Source organism: Achromobacter sp. HZ34, from assembly GCF_002209485.1.
Taxonomy (GTDB): Bacteria; Pseudomonadota; Gammaproteobacteria; order Burkholderiales; family Burkholderiaceae_B; genus Bordetella_C.
The window spans coordinates 1471312-1489903 of the sequence record NZ_NJIX01000001.1 but is presented as its reverse complement, the minus strand read 5'-3'; the positions used below and the strand labels follow the sequence as shown (position 1 = coordinate 1489903).

10 protein-coding genes are annotated in these 18592 nt (G+C 65.8%); all 10 read left to right on the top strand.

The features are described from left to right. Positions 1 to 65 precede the first annotated feature (65 nt). The 10 genes from CEY05_RS06290 (at position 66) to CEY05_RS06240 (ending at position 18545) form a co-directional block, all read left to right on the top strand. Complete coding sequence (locus tag CEY05_RS06290) at positions 66 to 5315, top strand: alpha-2-macroglobulin (protein WP_233161379.1); 5250 nt, start codon at positions 66 to 68, stop codon at positions 5313 to 5315. Then, on the top strand, positions 5267 to 7516 hold the full coding sequence (pbpC, locus tag CEY05_RS06285) for a penicillin-binding protein 1C (RefSeq protein ID WP_088596555.1): 2250 nt from the start codon (positions 5267 to 5269) through the stop codon (positions 7514 to 7516). Before CEY05_RS06290 ends, pbpC begins: the two co-directional genes overlap by 49 nt. Positions 7517 to 7568: 52 nt before the next feature. Beyond that, entirely contained in the window at positions 7569 to 9872 is a 2304-nt protein-coding gene (gene clpA / locus CEY05_RS06280) for an ATP-dependent Clp protease ATP-binding subunit ClpA (RefSeq protein ID WP_198952681.1), read from the top strand. A 38-nt stretch (positions 9873 to 9910) separates the two neighbouring features. Then, a complete protein-coding gene (locus CEY05_RS06275) occupies positions 9911 to 11230 on the top strand; it encodes a PqiA/YebS family transporter subunit (protein ID WP_088596553.1) in 1320 nt (439 codons plus the stop codon). 130 nt (positions 11231 to 11360) lie between these two features. After that, positions 11361 to 13463 (top strand): intermembrane transport protein PqiB, encoded by a 2103-nt coding sequence (locus tag CEY05_RS31660; protein WP_233161378.1) that lies wholly within the window; start codon positions 11361 to 11363, stop codon positions 13461 to 13463. Positions 13464 to 13466: 3 nt separating this feature from the next. Beyond that, positions 13467 to 14180, top strand: coding sequence for a membrane integrity-associated transporter subunit PqiC (locus CEY05_RS06260; RefSeq protein ID WP_233161377.1), 714 nt, complete (start codon positions 13467 to 13469; stop codon positions 14178 to 14180). Between the two features lie 198 nt (positions 14181 to 14378). After that, positions 14379 to 15191, top strand: coding sequence for an ABC transporter permease (locus CEY05_RS06255; protein WP_233161407.1), 813 nt, complete (start codon positions 14379 to 14381; stop codon positions 15189 to 15191). Positions 15192 to 15194: 3 nt separating this feature from the next. Continuing rightward, positions 15195 to 16265, top strand: a complete 1071-nt coding sequence (locus CEY05_RS06250) for an ABC transporter ATP-binding protein (protein ID WP_088596552.1) — start codon at positions 15195 to 15197, stop codon at positions 16263 to 16265. Positions 16266 to 16426: 161 nt separating this feature from the next. Next, positions 16427 to 17257 carry an ABC transporter permease gene (locus CEY05_RS06245; RefSeq protein WP_088596551.1) on the top strand — a complete coding sequence of 277 codons (831 nt, stop codon included), beginning with the start codon at positions 16427 to 16429 and terminating at the stop codon, positions 17255 to 17257. Between the two features lie 43 nt (positions 17258 to 17300). After that, on the top strand, positions 17301 to 18545 hold the full coding sequence (locus CEY05_RS06240) for an amidohydrolase family protein (protein WP_088596550.1): 1245 nt from the start codon (positions 17301 to 17303) through the stop codon (positions 18543 to 18545). Positions 18546 to 18592 lie beyond the last annotated feature (47 nt).

Sequence of the window (18592 nt, the reverse complement as noted above, 5' to 3'; positions counted from 1 at the left end):
GTATTGATATTAATCAAGACATTTATGGGTAGTTTCGCCTTCGCGGCGCGGGAGAGGGGTTTAGCGTGAGCAAAAACAAGGGCGTTTTGGGGGCGGTCGCGGCCGTCGTCATAGTCTTGCTTGTGGCCGTCGGTGTATTTCTGAAGCGGTCTCCGGAGTCTCCAGCGTCGACGGTACAGCCGTCCAGCGCGCCCACGGCGGCGCCAGCGGCCTCGGGCACCGTCACGCCAGCGGCGGGGACGGCCTCGAATAACGCCCCTGCCGGGACGGGCACCTCCCCAGCTACCCCCGCGCTGCCGTCCTCGGCCACCGTGGGCGCGGCCGATCCCTTCGGCACGCTGGTGTGCAAGGCGCGCCAGTATGCGGACAGCCTGTCGCTGGCGGTGACTTTCACCCAGCCGGTCGACCGCAAGGCAGAGCTCACCCGCTTCATCGAGGTCATCGACACGGGCCCGATGAAGAGCGATGACTCCGCCCAGTCCGACGCCAAATCCAAGGCGCAGGCTGCCACCGCCGCCGACAGCGGCAAGACGGTGCAAGGCTCCTGGTCGGTGGCTGACAATCCCCGCATGATTTATTTCCCCTACGTCGTGCCGCAGCACCGCTATGTCATCCGCATGCGCGCGGACCTGCCGGGGGCGGGCGACAAGGTGACGCTGGGTTCGGCCACGTCTTGCGAAGTGGTGACCGAAGCGATGCCGCCTTCGTTCTATTTCGCCAGCAAGGGCGTGGTGCTGCCGGCCGGCCAGAATGGCGGCTTGCCGGTGACCACCGTCAATATGCCGGAAGTCGACGTGCAGTTCCTGCGCGTCGCGCCCGAACGCGTGCCCGAGTTCTTCGATGCCGTCGTTGGCGGCCGTGGCAATTCGAGCGACGATGACGAAGAAGGTCGCGATTACGACGACTACTACGGCAATCGCTCGCTCAAGGGCCTGGTCAGTTCCTGGGACCTGGAACGCCTGACCACGCTGAGCACCAGCATCTACCAGGGCCGCTTCCTTACCGACGACAAGCCCAATCGCAGCCACGTCACTTTCCTGCCGGTCGAGAAGATCAAGGAACTGCAGGAACCCGGCATCTATATCGCGGTCATGAGCCAGCCCGGCCATTTCCGCGAGGAATACCAGACCACCTATTTCTACGTCAGCGACATCGGCCTGCACGCGCGCCGCTATGCCAACCGCATCGAGGCCTACACGGTCTCGCTCAAGGAAGGGCAGGCCATCGCGGGCGACACGGTCGAGCTGATCGACGCCAACGGCAAGACGCTGGCCAAGGCCGCCGCCGATGCCCAGGGCCATGTGCGTTTCGACGGCTCCTTCGACAAGGCGCGCGTCATCCGCGCCACGCGCGGCAAGGAAATGACGGTGCTGTCGCTGGGCGACCCGGCGCTGGACCTGTCCGAATTCGACATCCAGGGCCTGGCTTCGGTCGACAACAACCTGTTCGTCTACGCCGGGCGCGATCTGTATCGTCCGGGTGAAACCTTCAATGTGTCCGTGCTGCCGCGCGACGCCGACGGCCGGCCGCTGTCGGGCGCGCCCTTGACCGCGACCATCAAGCGCCCTGACGGCCGCGTGGTGCAGACCGCGCTGTGGAGTGCCGACAAGGACAAGGATCGCCCCAACTACGTACAGCACGCCATCGACCTGCCGCCCGATGCCCAGACCGGCACGTGGATGCTGGAGCTGCGTGTCGACCCCGCCGCGCGCCGGGCCGATGCCACGTGGCCTTTCAAGGTCGAGGAATTCCTGCCCGAACGCATGAAGCTGGCGCTGCAGGCCGACGACGGTCCGTTGGGCCCCGGCGACGCGCTGGACATCGACGTGCAGGGCGACTACCTGTATGGCGCGCCGGCCGCCGGCAACCGCCTGCTGTCCAGCTACACCGTCAAGCGCGATCGCTACGCGCAGCCGCAGAAGTGGCCGGGTTTCATTTTCGGCGACGTCAACGACGACAGCATCAAGCATTATGAAGAACTGCCCGAATCACAACTGGACGACCAGGGCAAGGGCAATATCAGCGTCGATACCGGCAACTACAAGGACGCGGCCTCGCCGCTGAAGGTGCGCGTTTCGGCCAGCCTGCTGGAATCGGGCGGCCGTCCCGTGGTGCGTTCGATCGAACGCAGTATCTGGCCCGCCGAGAAGCTGATCGCCGTGCGTCCGCTGTTCGACAGTGACGTCACGCGCGAAGGCGCGCCGGCGAATTTCGAAGTCATCCGCGTCGATGGCAAGGGTGAACTGGCCCCGCTGGCGCAGGCCCAGGTGCGCCTGTACAAGGAAGAGCGCAAGTACTACTGGCGCTATGACGACCAGCGCGGCTGGAACAGCGGCTACACCGACACCGAGGAACTGGTCGATTCACGTGTGGTGGCCCTGCAGGGCCGCCTGCCGATGAGCCTGCCGGTCAACTACGGCCGCTATCGCCTGGAAGTCAACGATCCTGAAACCAAACAGACCCTCAAGTACCGCTTCTACGCTGGCTGGGGCGCACAGGACGACGAAGCCGCCGGCAATCGTCCCGACCGCGTGCAGATGAAGCTGGAAGGCGTGCCCGCCAAGCCGGGCGACAAGGTCAAGCTGACGCTGACCCCGCCCCATGACGGCCAGGCGCTGGTCACCGTGGAAGGCGACCGCATGCTGTGGTCGACCTGGGTGGCGGCCAAGGCCACCGGCACGGAAGTCGAGATCCCCATCGATCCCGCGTGGAAGCGCCACGACCTGTATGTGGGCGCGGTGGTGTTCCGTCCAGGCAGCGCGGGCGACCGTGTCACGCCGGCACGCGCGGTGGGCCTGGCCTATCTGCCCTTGCAGGCCGAAGGGCGCAAGCTGGACGTGCACCTGACGGCGCCGGCCAAGGTGGTGCCGGAGACCCGCACGACGGTCAAGATCAAGGTGGATGGCGCGGCCAACAAGACGGCCACGGTCACCCTGTCGGCGGTCGACGTCGGCATCCTGAACATCGACCAGTACCAGACCCCCAACCCCTTCAACTTCTTCTTCGGCAAGCACCGTTACGCGCCCGATCTGCTGGACATGTACGGCAAGCTGATCGAGAAGATGGACGGCACCCAGGGCCGCCTGAAGTGGGGCGGTGACGCGGCCATGCGCGGCGACAGCAAGACGCTGCCCAAGAAGGTCAAGCTGGTGGACCTGTTCTCCGGTCCGGTGGCGCTGAACGCGCAGGGCGAGGCGGAGATTCCGCTGGACCTGCCGGACTTCAATGGCACGCTGCGCCTGATGGCCGTGGCCTTCACCAACGAGCAATACGGCAGTGCCGACGCCGAAATGGTGCTGGCCGCGCCCATCGTGGCGGAACTGAGCACGCCGCGCTTCATCACCCCCGGGGACGAAGCGGCCATCGCGCTGGACGTGACCAATCTCAGCGGCGCGACGCAGAAGGTCACCGTCAAGCTGGAAGCCAACGATCCGCTGGCCATCACCGACGGCCTGCGCACCGTGACGCTGAAAGACAAGCAGCGCACCACCGTCCGCTTCAATGCCACCACGTCCGGCTCTTACGGGCTGGGCCTGATGCGCCTGACCGTGGACGGGCAGGGCGGCGACAAGCCGGTGCACATCGTGCGCGAGTCGGTGCTGCAGGTGCAGCCGGCCCAGGCCGACGAACGCCAGGTGCGCCGCCTGCGCATCATGCCGGGCGAAACCTCGGCCACGCAGGCCGACTGGGTGGCCAAGTATTTCCCCGACTCCACCACGGTCAGCCTGACGATGTCCACCGAGCCGCCGTTCAACGTGGCGCGCCTGGTCCGCGACCTGCTGTCCTACCCCTACGGCTGCACCGAGCAGACCATCAGCGCCACCATGCCGTGGCTGCTGATGGATGCCGATACGGCCAAGCGCTACAACGTCGACAAGTTCTCGCCGGCCTTGCGCGAGGACAAGGTCAACGGCGCCTTGGCGCGTCTGTCGGGCATGCGTGCCTCCAACGGTTCCTACTCCCTGTGGGGCGGCGACTCCAGCAGCAGCCGTGACGTGTGGCTGACGGCCTATGCCACCAGCTTCATGCAGGACGCCCGCGAGCGCGGCTTCACTGTGCCGGAAGCGGCCGTCGAGCGTTCGCGCAACTGGCTGCTGCAACAGGTGCAGCAGACCGGCAGCAGCTTCGGTACGTGGTCCGCCAACCTGAAGCGCGGTGTCGAAGCGGGCCGTGTCGGCAGCAACGAACTGAGCGTGCTGCGCGAAGACCATCGCCGCTTCGCCGGCCTGGCCGCCGCGTCGCTGGTGCTGGCACGTGACGGCAAGGCGCCTTTGTCCACCGTGCGCCAACTGTTCGACAACTACCAGGAGCGTGCGCGTTCACCGTTGCCGCTGGTGCAACTGGCCGCCGCCTTCAAGCTGATGGGTGACGAGGGCCGCATGAAGGCCGCGCTGGACAAGGCCATGACGCGCCAATACGGCATGGCTTTCATCTCCGGTTCGTCGGCCTATGTGGACGAGTGGATGGGCGACTACGGCAGCCCCGTACGCGACCTGGCCCTGTCCTACGCGCTGATGGCGCAGTACGACCTGCGCCACGAGCGCCGCGAGGTGCTGCTGACCGACCTGGCTTCACGCCTGGGCGGCCGGTCCTATTTCTCCACGCAGGAGCAGATGGCGTTGTTGCTGGCGGCTCGCACCGCCGGCGGCAAGCAGAATGCGCCGTGGGAAATGACGCTGGCCAACGGCACCGTGCGCAAGGTGGTGCAGGCCACGGGTGACCAGAGCATCTCCCTGAAGGCCAACGACATGGGCGGCCTGCAACTGGTCAACTCGGGTACCCAGCCGGTCTTTGTCGAGCTGGACATCCAGGGCAGCAGCATTGCCCCGCCGGCGCCGCGCGCCGACGTCATCCGCGTGCAGCGCCGCTGGTATCGTCCGGACGGCAAGGCATGGGACGGCGGTGCGCTGCAGACGGGCGACATGCTGGTGGCGTGGATCCGCGCGGATGCGACGCGTCCCATCCCCGATGGCCTCGTGGTCGACCGCGTACCGGCCGGCCTGGAGGTGGAGAACCTGAACCTGACGGCGAATCCGGACATGAACGATTGGACCATCGGCAATCGCCGCGTGGCCGACGCCCTGTCCAACCCCAACATCAAGCACACCGAATTCCGTGACGACCGTTATGTCGCCGCGGTGTCGCTGGGCAGCGGCACGGTGGATATCTTCTATCTGCTCCGGGTGGTCACGCCTGGCAAGTTCGCGGTCCCGTCGACGGTGGCTGAAGATATGTACCGTCCGGAATTGCGTGGCGTAGGCGAGCAATGGAGCAAGATAGAAGTCCGCGACCGCAACGCCCCGCGGGGCAAGTAAGCCCGCGACGGCCCTGGCGCCGACGCCTGCGCCGCCTCGGTATCGGGGCGTTGGTGTCGGTGGCCGGCCTGGCCGTGCTGCTGCTGGTGCTGGACCAGCTGTTTCCCCTGCCGGCGCCTTATGCCGACGGCGCCACCGTGGTGGTGGCCGCCGACGGCACGCCGCTGCGCAACTATCCCAGCCGAGATGGCATCTGGCGCTATCCGATCGCGCGCGACCAGGTCTCGCCCCTGTACCTGCAGGCCCTGCTTACCTACGAGGACCGCTGGTTCCGCTGGCATCCGGGCATCAACCCGATCGCCATGACCCGCGCCGGCTGGCAGTGGCTGGTGCACGGCCGTATCGTGTCGGGCGGGTCCACGCTGACCATGCAGGTGGCGCGCCTGATCGACCCGCAACTCAACGGCAAGCCTTCGCGTTCCTTCGGCGCCAAGGCGCGCCAGGCTTTGCGCGCCGTCCAGCTGGAGATGCATTACAGCAAGGACGAGATCCTTTCCATGTACCTGAGCCGCGCCCCCATGGGCGGCATCGTGCAGGGTGTGGAAATGGGGTCGCGGCTGTGGCTGGGCAAGTCGGCGCGCAATCTCAGCGCCGCCGAAGCCGCCTTGCTGACCGCCTTGCCGCAGGCGCCGACCCGGCTGCGTCCCGACCGCCACCCCGAAGCCGCGCGCCAGGCCCGCGACAAAGTGCTGGACCGCATGGTGGAGCTGGGCCGCTGGAGCACGGCAGAGGTCGACGACGCCAAGATCGAGACCGTGGTGGCGCCGCCGCTGCGGGCCCGCTGGGTGGCGCCCCTGGCGGCGCAGCGCCTGTTGCGCGAAGCCCGTGCGGCAGGCGGCCGCCGTGACAAGCGTCCGCCGCTGCTGGCCAGCAACCTGGACGTGGAACTCCAGGACCGGGTCGAGCAGATGTTGCTGGATCGTGTCGACAATCTGCCGCCCAAGGTCTCGATGGCCGTGCTGGTGATGGACAACGACACCCTGGGGGTCAAGGCGTATGCCGGGTCGGCGGATTTCTCCGACGACAGCCGCTACGCACATGTGGATATGGTGACCGCGATCCGTTCGCCGGGCTCCACCCTGAAGCCGTTCCTGTATGGGCTGGCGCTGGACGACGGCCTGATCCACTCGGAAAGCCGGCTGATGGACGTGCCGATGTCCTTCGGCGGTTATGCTCCGGGTAATTTCCAGGCCTCGTTCTCCGGCCCCGTCAGCGTGTCGCAAGCCTTGCAGCGGTCCTTGAACGTGCCCGCCGTGGACCTTCTGGATCGTGTCGGTCCCACCCATTTCGCATCGGTTATGCTAGGTGGCGGTGTCCGCCTGCGCATGCCTGCCGGCGCGGTTCCCAACCTGAGCTTGATTTTGGGCGGGGGTGGCACCACATTGGAAGAACTGGTGGGTGCTTACCGCTCCCTGGCGCGCGGCGGCTTGTCCGGCAAGCCGCGCCTGCGTCCGGATCAGCCGCGCGTGGAGTCCCGTATGATGAGTGCCGGTGCGGCATGGATCGTGCGAGACATCCTGGAGGGCGGGGGGCATCCCGACCGGCCTTTTTACCAGTCGCAGTCCGGCTCGCCGGGTAAGCGGCTGGCGTGGAAGACCGGTACCAGTTTTGGTTTCCGGGATGCCTGGGCGGTGGGCGTCACGGACAATTGGACGATAGGCGTCTGGGTGGGGCGGCCTGACGGAACCCCCAATCCGGGGTATTTCGGGGCCAACGTGGCCGCGCCTTTGTTACAGGATATCGTGTCGGCCTTGCCGGACGGGCCGGCGCGGGAACGTATACAGCCGGATACGGTCAAGGCAGTAGTGACGTGTTGGCCCTTGGGGCTGCGTCTGGGTAGTGTGCTGGATGGCACGTGCCCCGAGCAGCGGCCCGCCTGGGCATTGAATGACACCGTTCCGCCGACCTTCGCGGGTTATGTGGACGGTACGCAGGCTCCCTTGCGGTTGACGGGCCTGTCCGATGGATCGGTGCTGCGGCCAGTGCCCGGCGCCAACCGGGTGGCGGTGGACGTCGATGCGCAAGGGGTTGAGGGGGAAATTTGGTGGATGCTTGACGGGCACGTGCTGGGGCATGGCCCGGCGGGTCGTCCGTTTACGGTGTCGTTGGCGAACGACGGTCGTTATACGCTTACGGTTATGGATACCAGTGGGCGTTACGATCGGGTAGGTTTTGAAATCGCTGGCGTTACTGCTCGATAGGCATAGAATATGTCTTGTGTATTTGCCCGCTTCGATGCGTTATGGAGGAAGCGTGATTTCCCAAGAGCTTGAAGTCAGCCTGCATATGGCTTTCGTCGAGGCCCGTTCGGCTCGGCATGAATTTATTACTGTCGAACATCTGTTGCTGTCCTTACTGGATAACGCTTCGGCTGTCGAAGTGTTGCGCGCGTGCGCAGCGAATCTGGACGACCTGCGTCGCAATTTGCGCCAGTTCGTTTCTGAAAACACGCCCGTGATTCCGAGCGGCGCCGAAGTGGATACGCAGCCGACGCTGGGTTTCCAACGGGTGATCCAGCGCGCGATCATGCACGTTTCGGCAGGGGGCACCGGCAAGAAACCGGTGACTGGCGCCAATGTGCTGGTGGCTATATTTGGCGAAAAGGATTCGCACGCTGTCTATTATCTGCAACAGCAGGGCGTGACGCGTCTCGATGTGGTCAATTTCCTGTCGCATGGTATTACCAAGCAGCCGCAGGTCGAATCGGCCGCGACGCAGAAGGAACAGCAGCCCAATCCCGAGGAACAAGGCGAATCGCGCCAGTCTCCGCTGGATCAATACGCCACTGACCTGAACGCCGCCGCGCTGGCCGGTCGCATCGATCCCTTGATCGGCCGCGAGACCGAAGTCGAGCGGGTGATCCAAGTCCTGTGCCGCCGCCGCAAGAATAATCCCTTGCTGGTAGGCGAGGCCGGTGTCGGCAAGACCGCCATCGCCGAAGGCCTGGCCTGGCGCATCACGCGTGGCGAAGTGCCGGAGATCCTGCAGGCGGCCCAGGTGTTTGCCCTGGACATGGGTGCCTTGCTGGCCGGTACCAAGTACCGCGGCGATTTCGAACAGCGGCTCAAGGGCGTGCTCAAGCAGTTGCGCGCCAATCCCGATGCCATCCTGTTCATCGACGAAATCCATACCCTGATCGGCGCCGGTTCGGCGTCGGGCGGTACGCTGGACGCGTCCAACCTGCTCAAGCCGGCGCTTTCCTCGGGCCAGCTCAAGTGCATCGGCGCCACCACGTACACCGAATATCGTGGCGTGTTCGAGAAGGATCACGCGCTGTCGCGTCGTTTCCAGAAGATCGACGTCAGCGAGCCCAGCGTGGAGCAGACCGTGCAGATCCTGCGCGGCCTGAAGACCCGCTTCGAAGAACACCACAACGTACGCTACTCGTCCGCCGCCCTGCTGGCCGCGGCGGAGTTGTCGGCGCGCCATATCAATGATCGTCACCTGCCCGACAAGGCCATCGACGTGATCGACGAGGCGGGGGCCGCGCAGCGTTTGCTGCCGCGTTCACGCCAGAAGAAGGTCATCGGCAAGGTGGACATCGAGAACATCGTGTCCAAGATCGCGCGCATTCCGCCGCAATCGGTCTCCAATGACGATCGCAGCAAGCTGGCGACGCTGGACCGCGACCTGAAGACCGTGGTGTTCGGCCAGGACAATGCCATCGAGGCCCTGTCGGCCGCCATCAAGATGGCGCGCTCGGGCCTGGGCAAGCCGGAAAAACCCATCGGTGCTTTCCTGTTCTCCGGCCCGACCGGGGTGGGCAAGACCGAAGTGGCGCGCCAACTGGCGTTCACGTTGGGTGTGGAGCTGCTGCGCTTCGACATGTCGGAGTACATGGAGCGCCATGCCGTGTCGCGCCTGATCGGCGCGCCGCCGGGATACGTGGGCTTCGACCAGGGCGGTCTGCTGACCGAGGCCATCAACAAGCAGCCGCACTGCGTGCTGCTGCTCGATGAAATCGAGAAGGCGCATCCGGATGTGTTCAACATCCTGCTGCAGGTCATGGACCATGGCACGTTGACGGACAACAACGGGCGCAAGGCGGATTTCCGTAACGTCATCGTGATCATGACGACCAACGCGGGCGCCGAAACGCTCAACAAGCCGTCCATCGGTTTCGCCAATGCGCGCGTGGCCGGTGACGAGATGGCGGAAATCAAGCGGATGTTCACGCCTGAATTCCGCAATCGCCTGGATGCCATCATTCCGTTCGCGGGGCTGTCGCGCGAGATCATCATGCGGGTGGTCGACAAGTTCCTCATGCAGCTGGAAGACCAGTTGCACGAGCGCCGGGTCGAGGCCGTCTTCACCGATGCCTTGCGCGACCACCTGGCCAAGGAGGGTTTCGATCCCCTGATGGGTGCGCGGCCGATGCAGCGCCTGATCCAGGACACCATCCGCCGTGCGTTAGCCGACGAGCTGCTGTTCGGCAAGCTGGTCGACGGCGGGGCGGTGACGGTGGACCTGGACGGTGATGGCAAGGTCGTGCTGTCCTTCGGCGAAAAGCCGTCGTCGGACGCACCGGATGCGCAGGAAGTGGCGTTGGCCGATTGATGTCGGCTGACGTAGCGGCCTAAGGATCCTGTGCAGCAATGACCCGTCCCCGGCCCCTGATTGCCTGCGAGCACTGCGCCAGCATCTATCGCAGGCATGAACTCGAACCGGGCGAAGTCGCCAACTGCGGCCGCTGTGGCACCACCTTGTGGCGCTACAGCGGCCTTACGCTTGGTGGTTGGCTGGCGCTGGCATTGACCGCCGCCATCGTCTTCATGATCGCCAACGCTTATCCGGTGGCGAAGATGCAAGTGCAGGGCATGGAACAGCAGGCGTCGCTGGTGGATGCCCTGACCGTGACTTGGCAACAACACCACTGGGTGGTCGCCCTGATGACCGGGGCGGCGGGTTTTGCCCTGCCCATGGCCCAACTGGCGTTGCTGCTGTGGGTGCTCTTTCCCTTGTCGCGCGGGCGCCTGCCGCCCGCGTTTCGTTTCTGCATGCGCCTGCTGGGGCTGCTGCGGCCCTGGTGCATGGTGCCGGTGTTCATGCTGGGCGTGCTGGTGGCGGTGGTCAAGCTGTCCGGCATGGCGTCCGTGCAGCCGGGCTTCGGCCTGGCCGGTTTCGCCCTGCTGACCATTCTGCTGACCATACTCAGCCGCCTGTCGCCGCACGCCTTGTGGCGCTATGCGGAAGATACCGGCGTGGTCGAGGCGCAGGTGCCGCAGGAACGGCCGGGCGAGGTCCTGACCGGCTGCCATGTGTGCGGCCAGGTGCAGGCGGTGGCGCTGGCGGACCCCGAAGCGCGGCATCACTGCCATCGCTGCGATGCGACCCTGCACCTGCGCAAGCCCGATCACCTGTCGCGCACCTGGGCTTTGCTCATCTCCGCGGCCGTCTTCTATATTCCCGCGAACGTGTTGCCGGTGATGTCGATCGATTCCCTGTTGGGGGATAGCGCGCACACCATCCTGGGCGGCGTGATCGAGCTATGGCAGATGGGGTCGTGGGACCTGGCTACCATCGTGTTCATCGCCAGTGTGCTGGTGCCCCTGACCAAACTCTTGTCACTGGCCGCGCTGGCGCTTTTCATCCAGTTCGGCAACACTTCGAACCTGCGCCAGCGGACACGGCTTTACACCATGGTGGAATTCATCGGACAGTGGTCGATGCTGGACGTCTTCGTGGTGATCCTGCTGGCGGCGCTGGCCAATTTCCAGGGCCTGATGGAAATCAGCGCGGCGCCAGGCGCGGCGGCATTCGGCACGGTGGTGATCATGACGATGCTGGCGGCGATGAGTTTCGATCCGCGCCGCGGCTGGGATATGGAAGGCGCGGGCACGGAAATTGCCGACGGCGCGCCGCCCATCGGCGCCGAGCCTGCGTCCGTGGGTGGGGACGGGCGCGGGGTCCGTTGAGCAGTAGAAGACAGGCATGGCCACGTGAGCGTACGGGTGTCGCGGGTTGCGGATACTGGACGATTCAGGACCGCAGTGCCCGGGCACGAGTGCCTGGCGCCTCAAAAAAATCAGAAGGATAGTAGCGAGCATGGCCGATCAAAATTCTCCCGACGAGACTAGTCGTATCAGGGTTCCGGAGGTCACGCGCAAGAAGCGGCGTGTCTCCTGGATCTGGCTGGTGCCAGTGGTGGCCGCGTTGGCGGGAGGCTCGCTGGTGTTGCGCACCTGGCTGGAAGCCGGACCCAGCATCACCATCTCGTTCAAGACCGCGGAAGGGCTGGAAGTCGGCAAGACGCAGTTGCGCTACAAGGACGTCAACGTGGGTTTGGTGAAGACCATCAAGCTTAGCGAAGACCGTTCCAGGGTGATCGTCACGGCGGATATCGACAAGGACGCCGCCAGCCTGGCCCGCGAAGGCAGCAGTTTCTGGGTGGTGCGGCCGCGCCTGGGCCTGAGCGGCGTATCGGGCCTGAGCACGCTGGTGTCGGGCGCTTATATCGGTGTCGATGCGCCGGCGCAGACTTCCGCCGACGGCAAGCGTGTCACTACCGCCGATAAAACCGAATTCGTCGGGCTGGAGACACCGCCCGAGGTGACCCACGACCGGCCGGGCAAGCGTTTCTCGCTCAAGGCCGACAACCTGGGTTCGCTGGACGTGGGGTCGCCGGTCTATTACCGCCGCATCAGCGTGGGCCAGGTGATCGGCTACCAGCTGGACAGTTCGGGCAAGAGCGTCAACATCCAGGTGTTCATCGACGCGCCCAACGACAAGTTCGTCACCACCAGCACGCACTTCTGGAATGCCAGCGGCGTCGACTTCACCGTCAATGCCGATGGCTTGAAGGTGCGCACGCAATCGCTGCTGTCGGTGGCCGTGGGGGGCATCGCCTTCGAGGACATGGATGACAGCACCAGCGGCGCGGCGCCAGGCGCAAGCACCGCACCCCAGGGCCTGCCGCCGTCGGCCTTGGCCGGCAAGGGTGGCCCGGCGGACGGCCAACCCATGTCGCCGGAGCAGAGCGCCAGCGCGGCGCTGCGGACGGCCGCCGCCGCCGCGCAGACCAGGAATGCCGCGGCCAGCAAGGACGGGGCGGGTGGGCAGGGTGGCCAGGGCAATGCCGGCAACCAGGGCACGCAACGCAGCCAGAACAACCAGGCCGGCCAACGCCCGCAAGGCACGCAGATCCAGCCTGAAGACAATGCCGGCAAGCAGGCCGGCAACGCCGCCCCCGGCCAGGCCGGTGCGGGCGCGCCGAAATCAGCCCAGGCCATCCAGGCGCCGGGTTCCAGTGCCACGCCTTCGGCACCGTCCCCGGCGGTACAAGGCAGCAGCCGGGTCGCCAAGGCCGATTCGATCTTCACGCTTTACGGCAGCGAAAGCGCCGCCAAGGCCACGCCCGATGGCGACCCCTTCCTCGTTCGCATGCGTTTCGACCAGTCCATCCGCGGTTTGACCGTGGGCGCGAACATCGACTTCAACGGCATCGTGCTGGGCCAGGTCGACGCCATCAACATGGACTTCGATACCAAGAAGAAGCGTTTCTTCGCCGTGATCGACGCCAATCTTTATCCGCAACGCCTGGGCCCCGTGTTCGAGCGCGTGCGTGATTTCGCGATTACCGAGGAAGGGGCTGTCGTGGTGCATCCGGGCGGCCGCCTGCTCGGGTCCATGATCGAGCATGGCTTGCGGGCGCAACTGCGCACGGCCAACCTGCTGACCGGCCAGCTTTACGTGGCGCTGGACGTCTTCCCCAATCTGCCGCCGGTGGACTTCAAGTGGGATGGCGTAGGCCGGGCCGACATTCCCACCACGCAAGGTAATCTGGACCAGTTGCAGCAGCAGATCACCAACATCGTCAACAAGATCGAGAAGATCCCCTTCGACAAGATCGGCAACGACCTGAGTACGACGCTGACCGCCGCCTCGCGCTTGATGAACAAGCTCGACAAGCAGGTGGCGCCGGAAGCCCAGGCCATGATCAAGCAGGCCAGCAAGTCGCTCAACGACATCAGCACCATGCTGTCTTCGGATAACGGCGTGCTGGCGAATTCGGATCGGGCCATCCAGGAGCTCACCCGCGCCGCGCGTTCGCTGCGCGTGCTGTCCGAGTTCCTGCAGGTCAATCCGGAGGCCTTGCTGCGCGGACGCGGCGACGATCCGATACCCGGACGCAGTCCAAACAGGAAATAGAAGATGAAATTTCGTCCGTCGGCTGCCGGCGCTGCCGCCACCTCCTCCGCCATCAAACGCGCGGCCCTTTCCAGTGTCCTGGGCATGGCTTTGCTGGCGGGATGCTCCACGTCGCCGCCCGTGCATTACTACACCCTCACCGGCGCTGAACTGCCGGATAACGCCAGCCAGGGCCAGGCTCAAACGCCGACCCAGGCTACACCGGCCTTCATGCTGGAAGTGCTGCCGGTGACGGTGCCGCCGCCCGCCGATCAGCCGCAGCTGATGATGCGCGAACAGGGGGGCGGGCTGACACCCTTGTATTCCGAACGCTGGTCGGCACCCCTGGCCGATGAGGTGCGCGGGGCGCTGGCCGACACCCTGACCCGCACGCTGGGCGCGCCCGATGTGGCGGCCATACGTGCCCCGGCTGGCGCGCCGGTATGGCGTGTCACGGTCGACGTGCAGCGCCTGGACAGCGTCACTGGCCGCGAGGCCATCGTCGATGCCACGTGGCGCGTGCGGCCCGCCAATCTGCGGGGCCAGGCCTGGCAGTGCCGCAGCATCAGCCGCGTGCCGGTGCAGGGTACGGACGCCGAGAGCGCCGTGCGCGGGCTACGCGACGCCACACGCGATCTGGCGCTGACCATTGCCAGCGCCATCCAGGACGGCACCGGCCATCCGCGGCCCGGTTCGGCACAGGTCCAGTTGATGGGGTGCAACCAGATAAACGAATAGGTTCAACCTGTTCGAAGGTCAGGGTTAGCCTTGATTTCTTTCAGGTAACCCGGCGCGTAGGATGTGGTTTCACTGAAGACCGGACGGTAGCTGCCGTCCAGCGTTCCAAGGGGAAATCACGTCGTGCCAACTCCCGTTACGCAGGCCGGTGGCGCGGCCCCCGGCCACGCTCTCCACCCCCGCGGCACTCACCGCCGCATCCACGTACCGTGGCCCTGGTTGCGCTGGGTCCACCGCGGCTTCGTCGCGCTGATCTACCTGTTCATGCTGAGCCCGCTGCTGTTCGTGGTCTGGCTCAGTTTCTTCAAGGACGCCATCCTCTATTTCCCGCCCTCGGGCTACACGCTGTCCTGGTACGTCAAGGCCTGGGACAACTCGGCGTTCGCCAATGGCTTTCTGTTCAGCCTGCAAGTGGCGCTGATCGCGGCGCTGTGCGGCGTGGCCCTGGGCGTGCTGGCCGCCCTGGGCATCATCCGCCATCGCTTTCGCGGATCGCAGGCGGTCAACACGCTGCTGTTGTCACCCTTGCTGGTGCCGGGCATCGTCGCCGGTGTCGCCATCTACCTGTTTTACCTGCGCGCGGAAAACACGCTGGACATGGACATCGTCGGTACCTACGGCGGCCTGGTGCTGGCGCACGTCTGCCTGACCATTCCGTGGACCGTACGCCTGGTCTCGGCCAGCATGAGCGGCCTGGACCCTTCCATCGAGGAGGCGGCGCGCAATCTGGGCGCCAGCGGTCGCGTGGCGTTCTTCCGCGTCACGCTGCCCATGCTGCGGCCGGCCATCGTCGCGGCCGCGCTGTTTTCCTTCATCGTGTCATTCGAGAATCTGGAGCTGTCCCTGTCGCTGGTGGGACCGGGCCGCACGACGCTGCCCATCGCCATCATGCAGTACCTGGAGTTCAACCTGGACCCCACCATCGCGGCGGTGGCGTCGGTGCAGATCCTCTTGCTCGGTATCGTCATGCTGGTCACCGACCGCTACGTCAAACTCAGTCAGGTGGTGTGAAACATGGCCAATGTGGCACTCGAAGGACTCCGTAAACAGTACGGCGGCGCGCTGGCCGTGGCCGATTTCTCATTGGATATCGCCGACGGCGAACTGGTCGCTTTCCTGGGCCCCAGCGGCTGCGGCAAGACCACGACGCTGCGCATGATCGCCGGCTTCATCGCGCCGACGGCGGGCAGCATACGCATCGGCGCCAACGACGTCACCGCCTTGCCGGCGCACCGGCGCGACACCGGCATGGTGTTCCAGCGCTATGCCCTGTTCCCGCACATGACGGTGGCCGAGAACGTCGCCTTTGGCCTGGAGATGCGCAAGGTGGCGGCGGCCGAACGCCAGCGCCGCATCGCCGATGCGCTGGACATGGTGCGCATGGGTGAACTGCGTGACCGCTATCCACGCCAGTTGTCCGGCGGACAGCAGCAGCGGGTAGCCATTGCGCGCGCGCTGGTGATCCAGCCCAAGGTCTTCCTGCTCGACGAGCCCTTGTCCAACCTGGACGCCAAGCTGCGCCTGGAAGTGCGCGACGAGATCCGCGCCTTGCAGCAGCGCTTGGGGCTGACGACCATCTTCGTTACCCACGACCAGGAAGAGGCGCTGTCCATCGCCGATCGCATGGCCATCATGCATGACGGCCGCGTGCAGCAGGTGGGCACGCCGGAAGCGTTATACGAAAAGCCGGCCAATCTGTTCGTGGCCGACTTCCTCGGCAAGATGAATTTCTTCGATGGACGCATGGATGGCGCCGGTGTCTTCGCCACGGCGCGCGGCCTGCGCCTGGCGGTAGGCGATGCCGCCTCGGGCAGTACGCGGGTGGGCGTGCGACCGGAACGGGTGGCACTGCGCGCCCTGGCCGATGGGCCCAATGCCCTGGCGGGCAGGGTGGATGCGGTGTCGTATCTGGGCGCGCATATCGACGTGCGCGTGCGGTTGGACAATGGCGATGTGCTCGGATGCCGGGCACCGAATGCGGGGGCAGCCCACGCTGGGTCCGCCCATGCCGCGCCCGCGCTGGCCCAGGGCGCGCCGGTGTACGCCTGCTTCCATCCCGCCGATTGCGTGGCGTTCAGCGCGTGACGAGGCCCGCCATGCAGACATCGGCACAGCCTGATCCCCAGGCGTCTCCTATCCCTGCTTCCACATCTTCGGCTTCCTCATCCTCGGCTGCTACGTCTGCGGCGTCCGCCCCAGCGGCGCCCAGGGTCGCGGCTGGCAACGGGCGCGTGCGCGGCGCCAGCATGGCCTTTCCCGCTTCGCTGGTGGTACTGGTCATCGTGCTGGTGCCCATCCTCATGCTGTTCCGCTACAGCTTCGAGCACTTCGATCCGGTGAAGACCATGCAGGCGGGCTTCACCCTTGAAAACTACGCGAAGTTCTTCAGCGACGCCTACTACCGCAATGTGTTCGTCACCACCCTGTGGGTGGCCGCGCTGTGCACCGGGCTGGCGTTGGTGCTTGGCTTTCCGGTGGCCTATTTCCTGGCCAAGACGCAGAGCCGCTACAAAAGCCTGCTGATCATCCTGCTGGTGTTTCCGCTGCTGGTCGGCAATGTGGTGCGCGCGGCCGGCTGGATGATCATCCTGGGCAATGCGGGCGCGGTGAACGCGCTGCTGGTGGGCGTGGGCCTGGCGGCCGAGCCCATCAAGCTGCTCTACACACCCCTGGCCGTGGTGATAGGCACGACGGCGGTGGTGCTGCCGTACTTCATCCTGACCTTGCAGAGCGTGCTGGAAGGCATCGACTTCGCCGTGGAGGAAGCGGCGCAGAACCTGGGCGCCAACTTCTTCACGACGCTGCGCCGCGTGGTGCTGCCCATCGCGGCGCCGGGCGTGGCGGCCGGCACGGTGCTGGTGTTCATCCTGTGCATGAATGCCTATGCCACGCCGGTGCTGCTGGGCGGCAGCGGCATCACCATGATGGCGCCGGCGCTGTACGACCAGATCACGCGCGGTTCGAACTGGCCTTTCGGGTCGGCGCTGGCCCTGGTGCTGGTCTGCGCCACCTTGCTGATGGCGCTGCTGTCGAACTGGCTGATCCATCGCCGCTATGTGAAGACGATGACGTCATGATCCCTTACGAACCCTTTTCCCCGAACCGCATCCGGAGCCTTAGATGACCGCCGTCCTGTTCAAGAATGGAAATCTGCTCGACCCCACCGTGGGCGAATTGCTGGAAGGCCATGACGTCCTGGTCGAGGATGGCCTGGTCAAGGAAGTGTCCGACCGGCCGCTGCAGTCGGCGTCGGCCCAGGTGATCGATGCCAGGGGCAAGACCGTCATGCCCGGCATCATCGACCTGCACGGCCACGTCATGGCCACCCAGCTGAACCTGAGCACGCAGGGCGTGCTGCCCGATGCGCTGGTGATGATGCGTTCGGTGCCCATCATGGCAGCCATGCTGCGGCGTGGCTTCACCACGCTGCGCGACGCGGGCGGCGCCGGTTGGGGCCTGAAGTGCGCGGTCGAGGAAGACACGGTGATCGGCCCGCGCCTGTTCATCTCGGGCCGCGCCATCAGCCAGACCGGCGGCCATGGCGATCCGCGGCCGCGCTCGGACCATCTGCGTCCGATGAGCTTCTGCGGCTGCTGCTTCCGCGCTGGCGACATCGGGCGGGTGGCCGACGGCGTGGACGATGTGCGCCGCGCCGTGCGCCAGGAACTGCAGATGGGCGCGGACCAGATCAAGATCATGGCGTCCGGCGGCGTGGCGTCGCCCACCGATCCCATCGCGTCGTGGGGCTATTCGGACGACGAGATCCGCGCCATGGTGCACGAAGCGCGGGCGCGCCAGACGTATGTGATGGCGCACTCCTACACGGCCGAGGCCATCGAGCGCGCCGTCAACATGGGGGTGCGCACCATCGAACACGGCAACCTGATCGACGAACGCGTGGCCCGCCTGATGGCGGAGAAGGGCGCTTACGTGGTGCCCACGCTGGTGACGTACGAGGCCCTGGCCAACGAGGGCGCGCAATACGGCCTGCCGGAGGAAAGCGTGGTCAAGATCGCATCGGTGCGCCAGGCCGGGCTGGAGTCGCTGGAACTGTTCAAGCGCGCCGGCGTGAAGATGGGCCTGGGGACCGATCTGCTGGGCCCTTCGCAGCGCCTGCAGAGCGATGAGTTCCGCATCCGCGCCGAAGTCCTCGGCAATCACGAGGTCATCCAGAGCGCCACGCTGATCGGCGCCGAAGTCTTGAACATGCAGGACAAGCTGGGGCGCCTGATGGCGGGTGCCTATGCCGACGTCCTGGTAGTCGACGGCAATCCCTACAAGGATATTTCCTGCCTGCTGGGCCAGGGCGAACGCATTCCCCTGGTCATGAAAGGCGGGAAGATCTACCACAATTACCTGGACTAGCAGGCCCCGGCTGGCATGACTCCGCCGCCATAACCCAACCAGCGCTA

Bases quoted from the DNA above. Each gene is read 5' to 3' on its own strand.
- CEY05_RS06240 (WP_088596550.1), top strand. From the start codon at position 17,301: ATGACCGCCGTCCTGTTCAAGAATGGAAATCTGCTCGACCCCACCGTG.
- CEY05_RS06245 (WP_088596551.1), top strand. From the start codon at position 16,427: ATGGCCTTTCCCGCTTCGCTGGTGGTACTGGTCATCGTGCTGGTGCCC.
- CEY05_RS06275 (WP_088596553.1), top strand. From the start codon at position 9,911: ATGACCCGTCCCCGGCCCCTGATTGCCTGCGAGCACTGCGCCAGCATC.
- CEY05_RS06260 (WP_233161377.1), top strand. From the start codon at position 13,467: ATGAAATTTCGTCCGTCGGCTGCCGGCGCTGCCGCCACCTCCTCCGCC.
- pbpC (WP_088596555.1), top strand. From the start codon at position 5,267: ATGGAGCAAGATAGAAGTCCGCGACCGCAACGCCCCGCGGGGCAAGTA.
- CEY05_RS06250 (WP_088596552.1), top strand. From the start codon at position 15,195: ATGGCCAATGTGGCACTCGAAGGACTCCGTAAACAGTACGGCGGCGCG.
- CEY05_RS31660 (WP_233161378.1), top strand. From the start codon at position 11,361: ATGGCCGATCAAAATTCTCCCGACGAGACTAGTCGTATCAGGGTTCCG.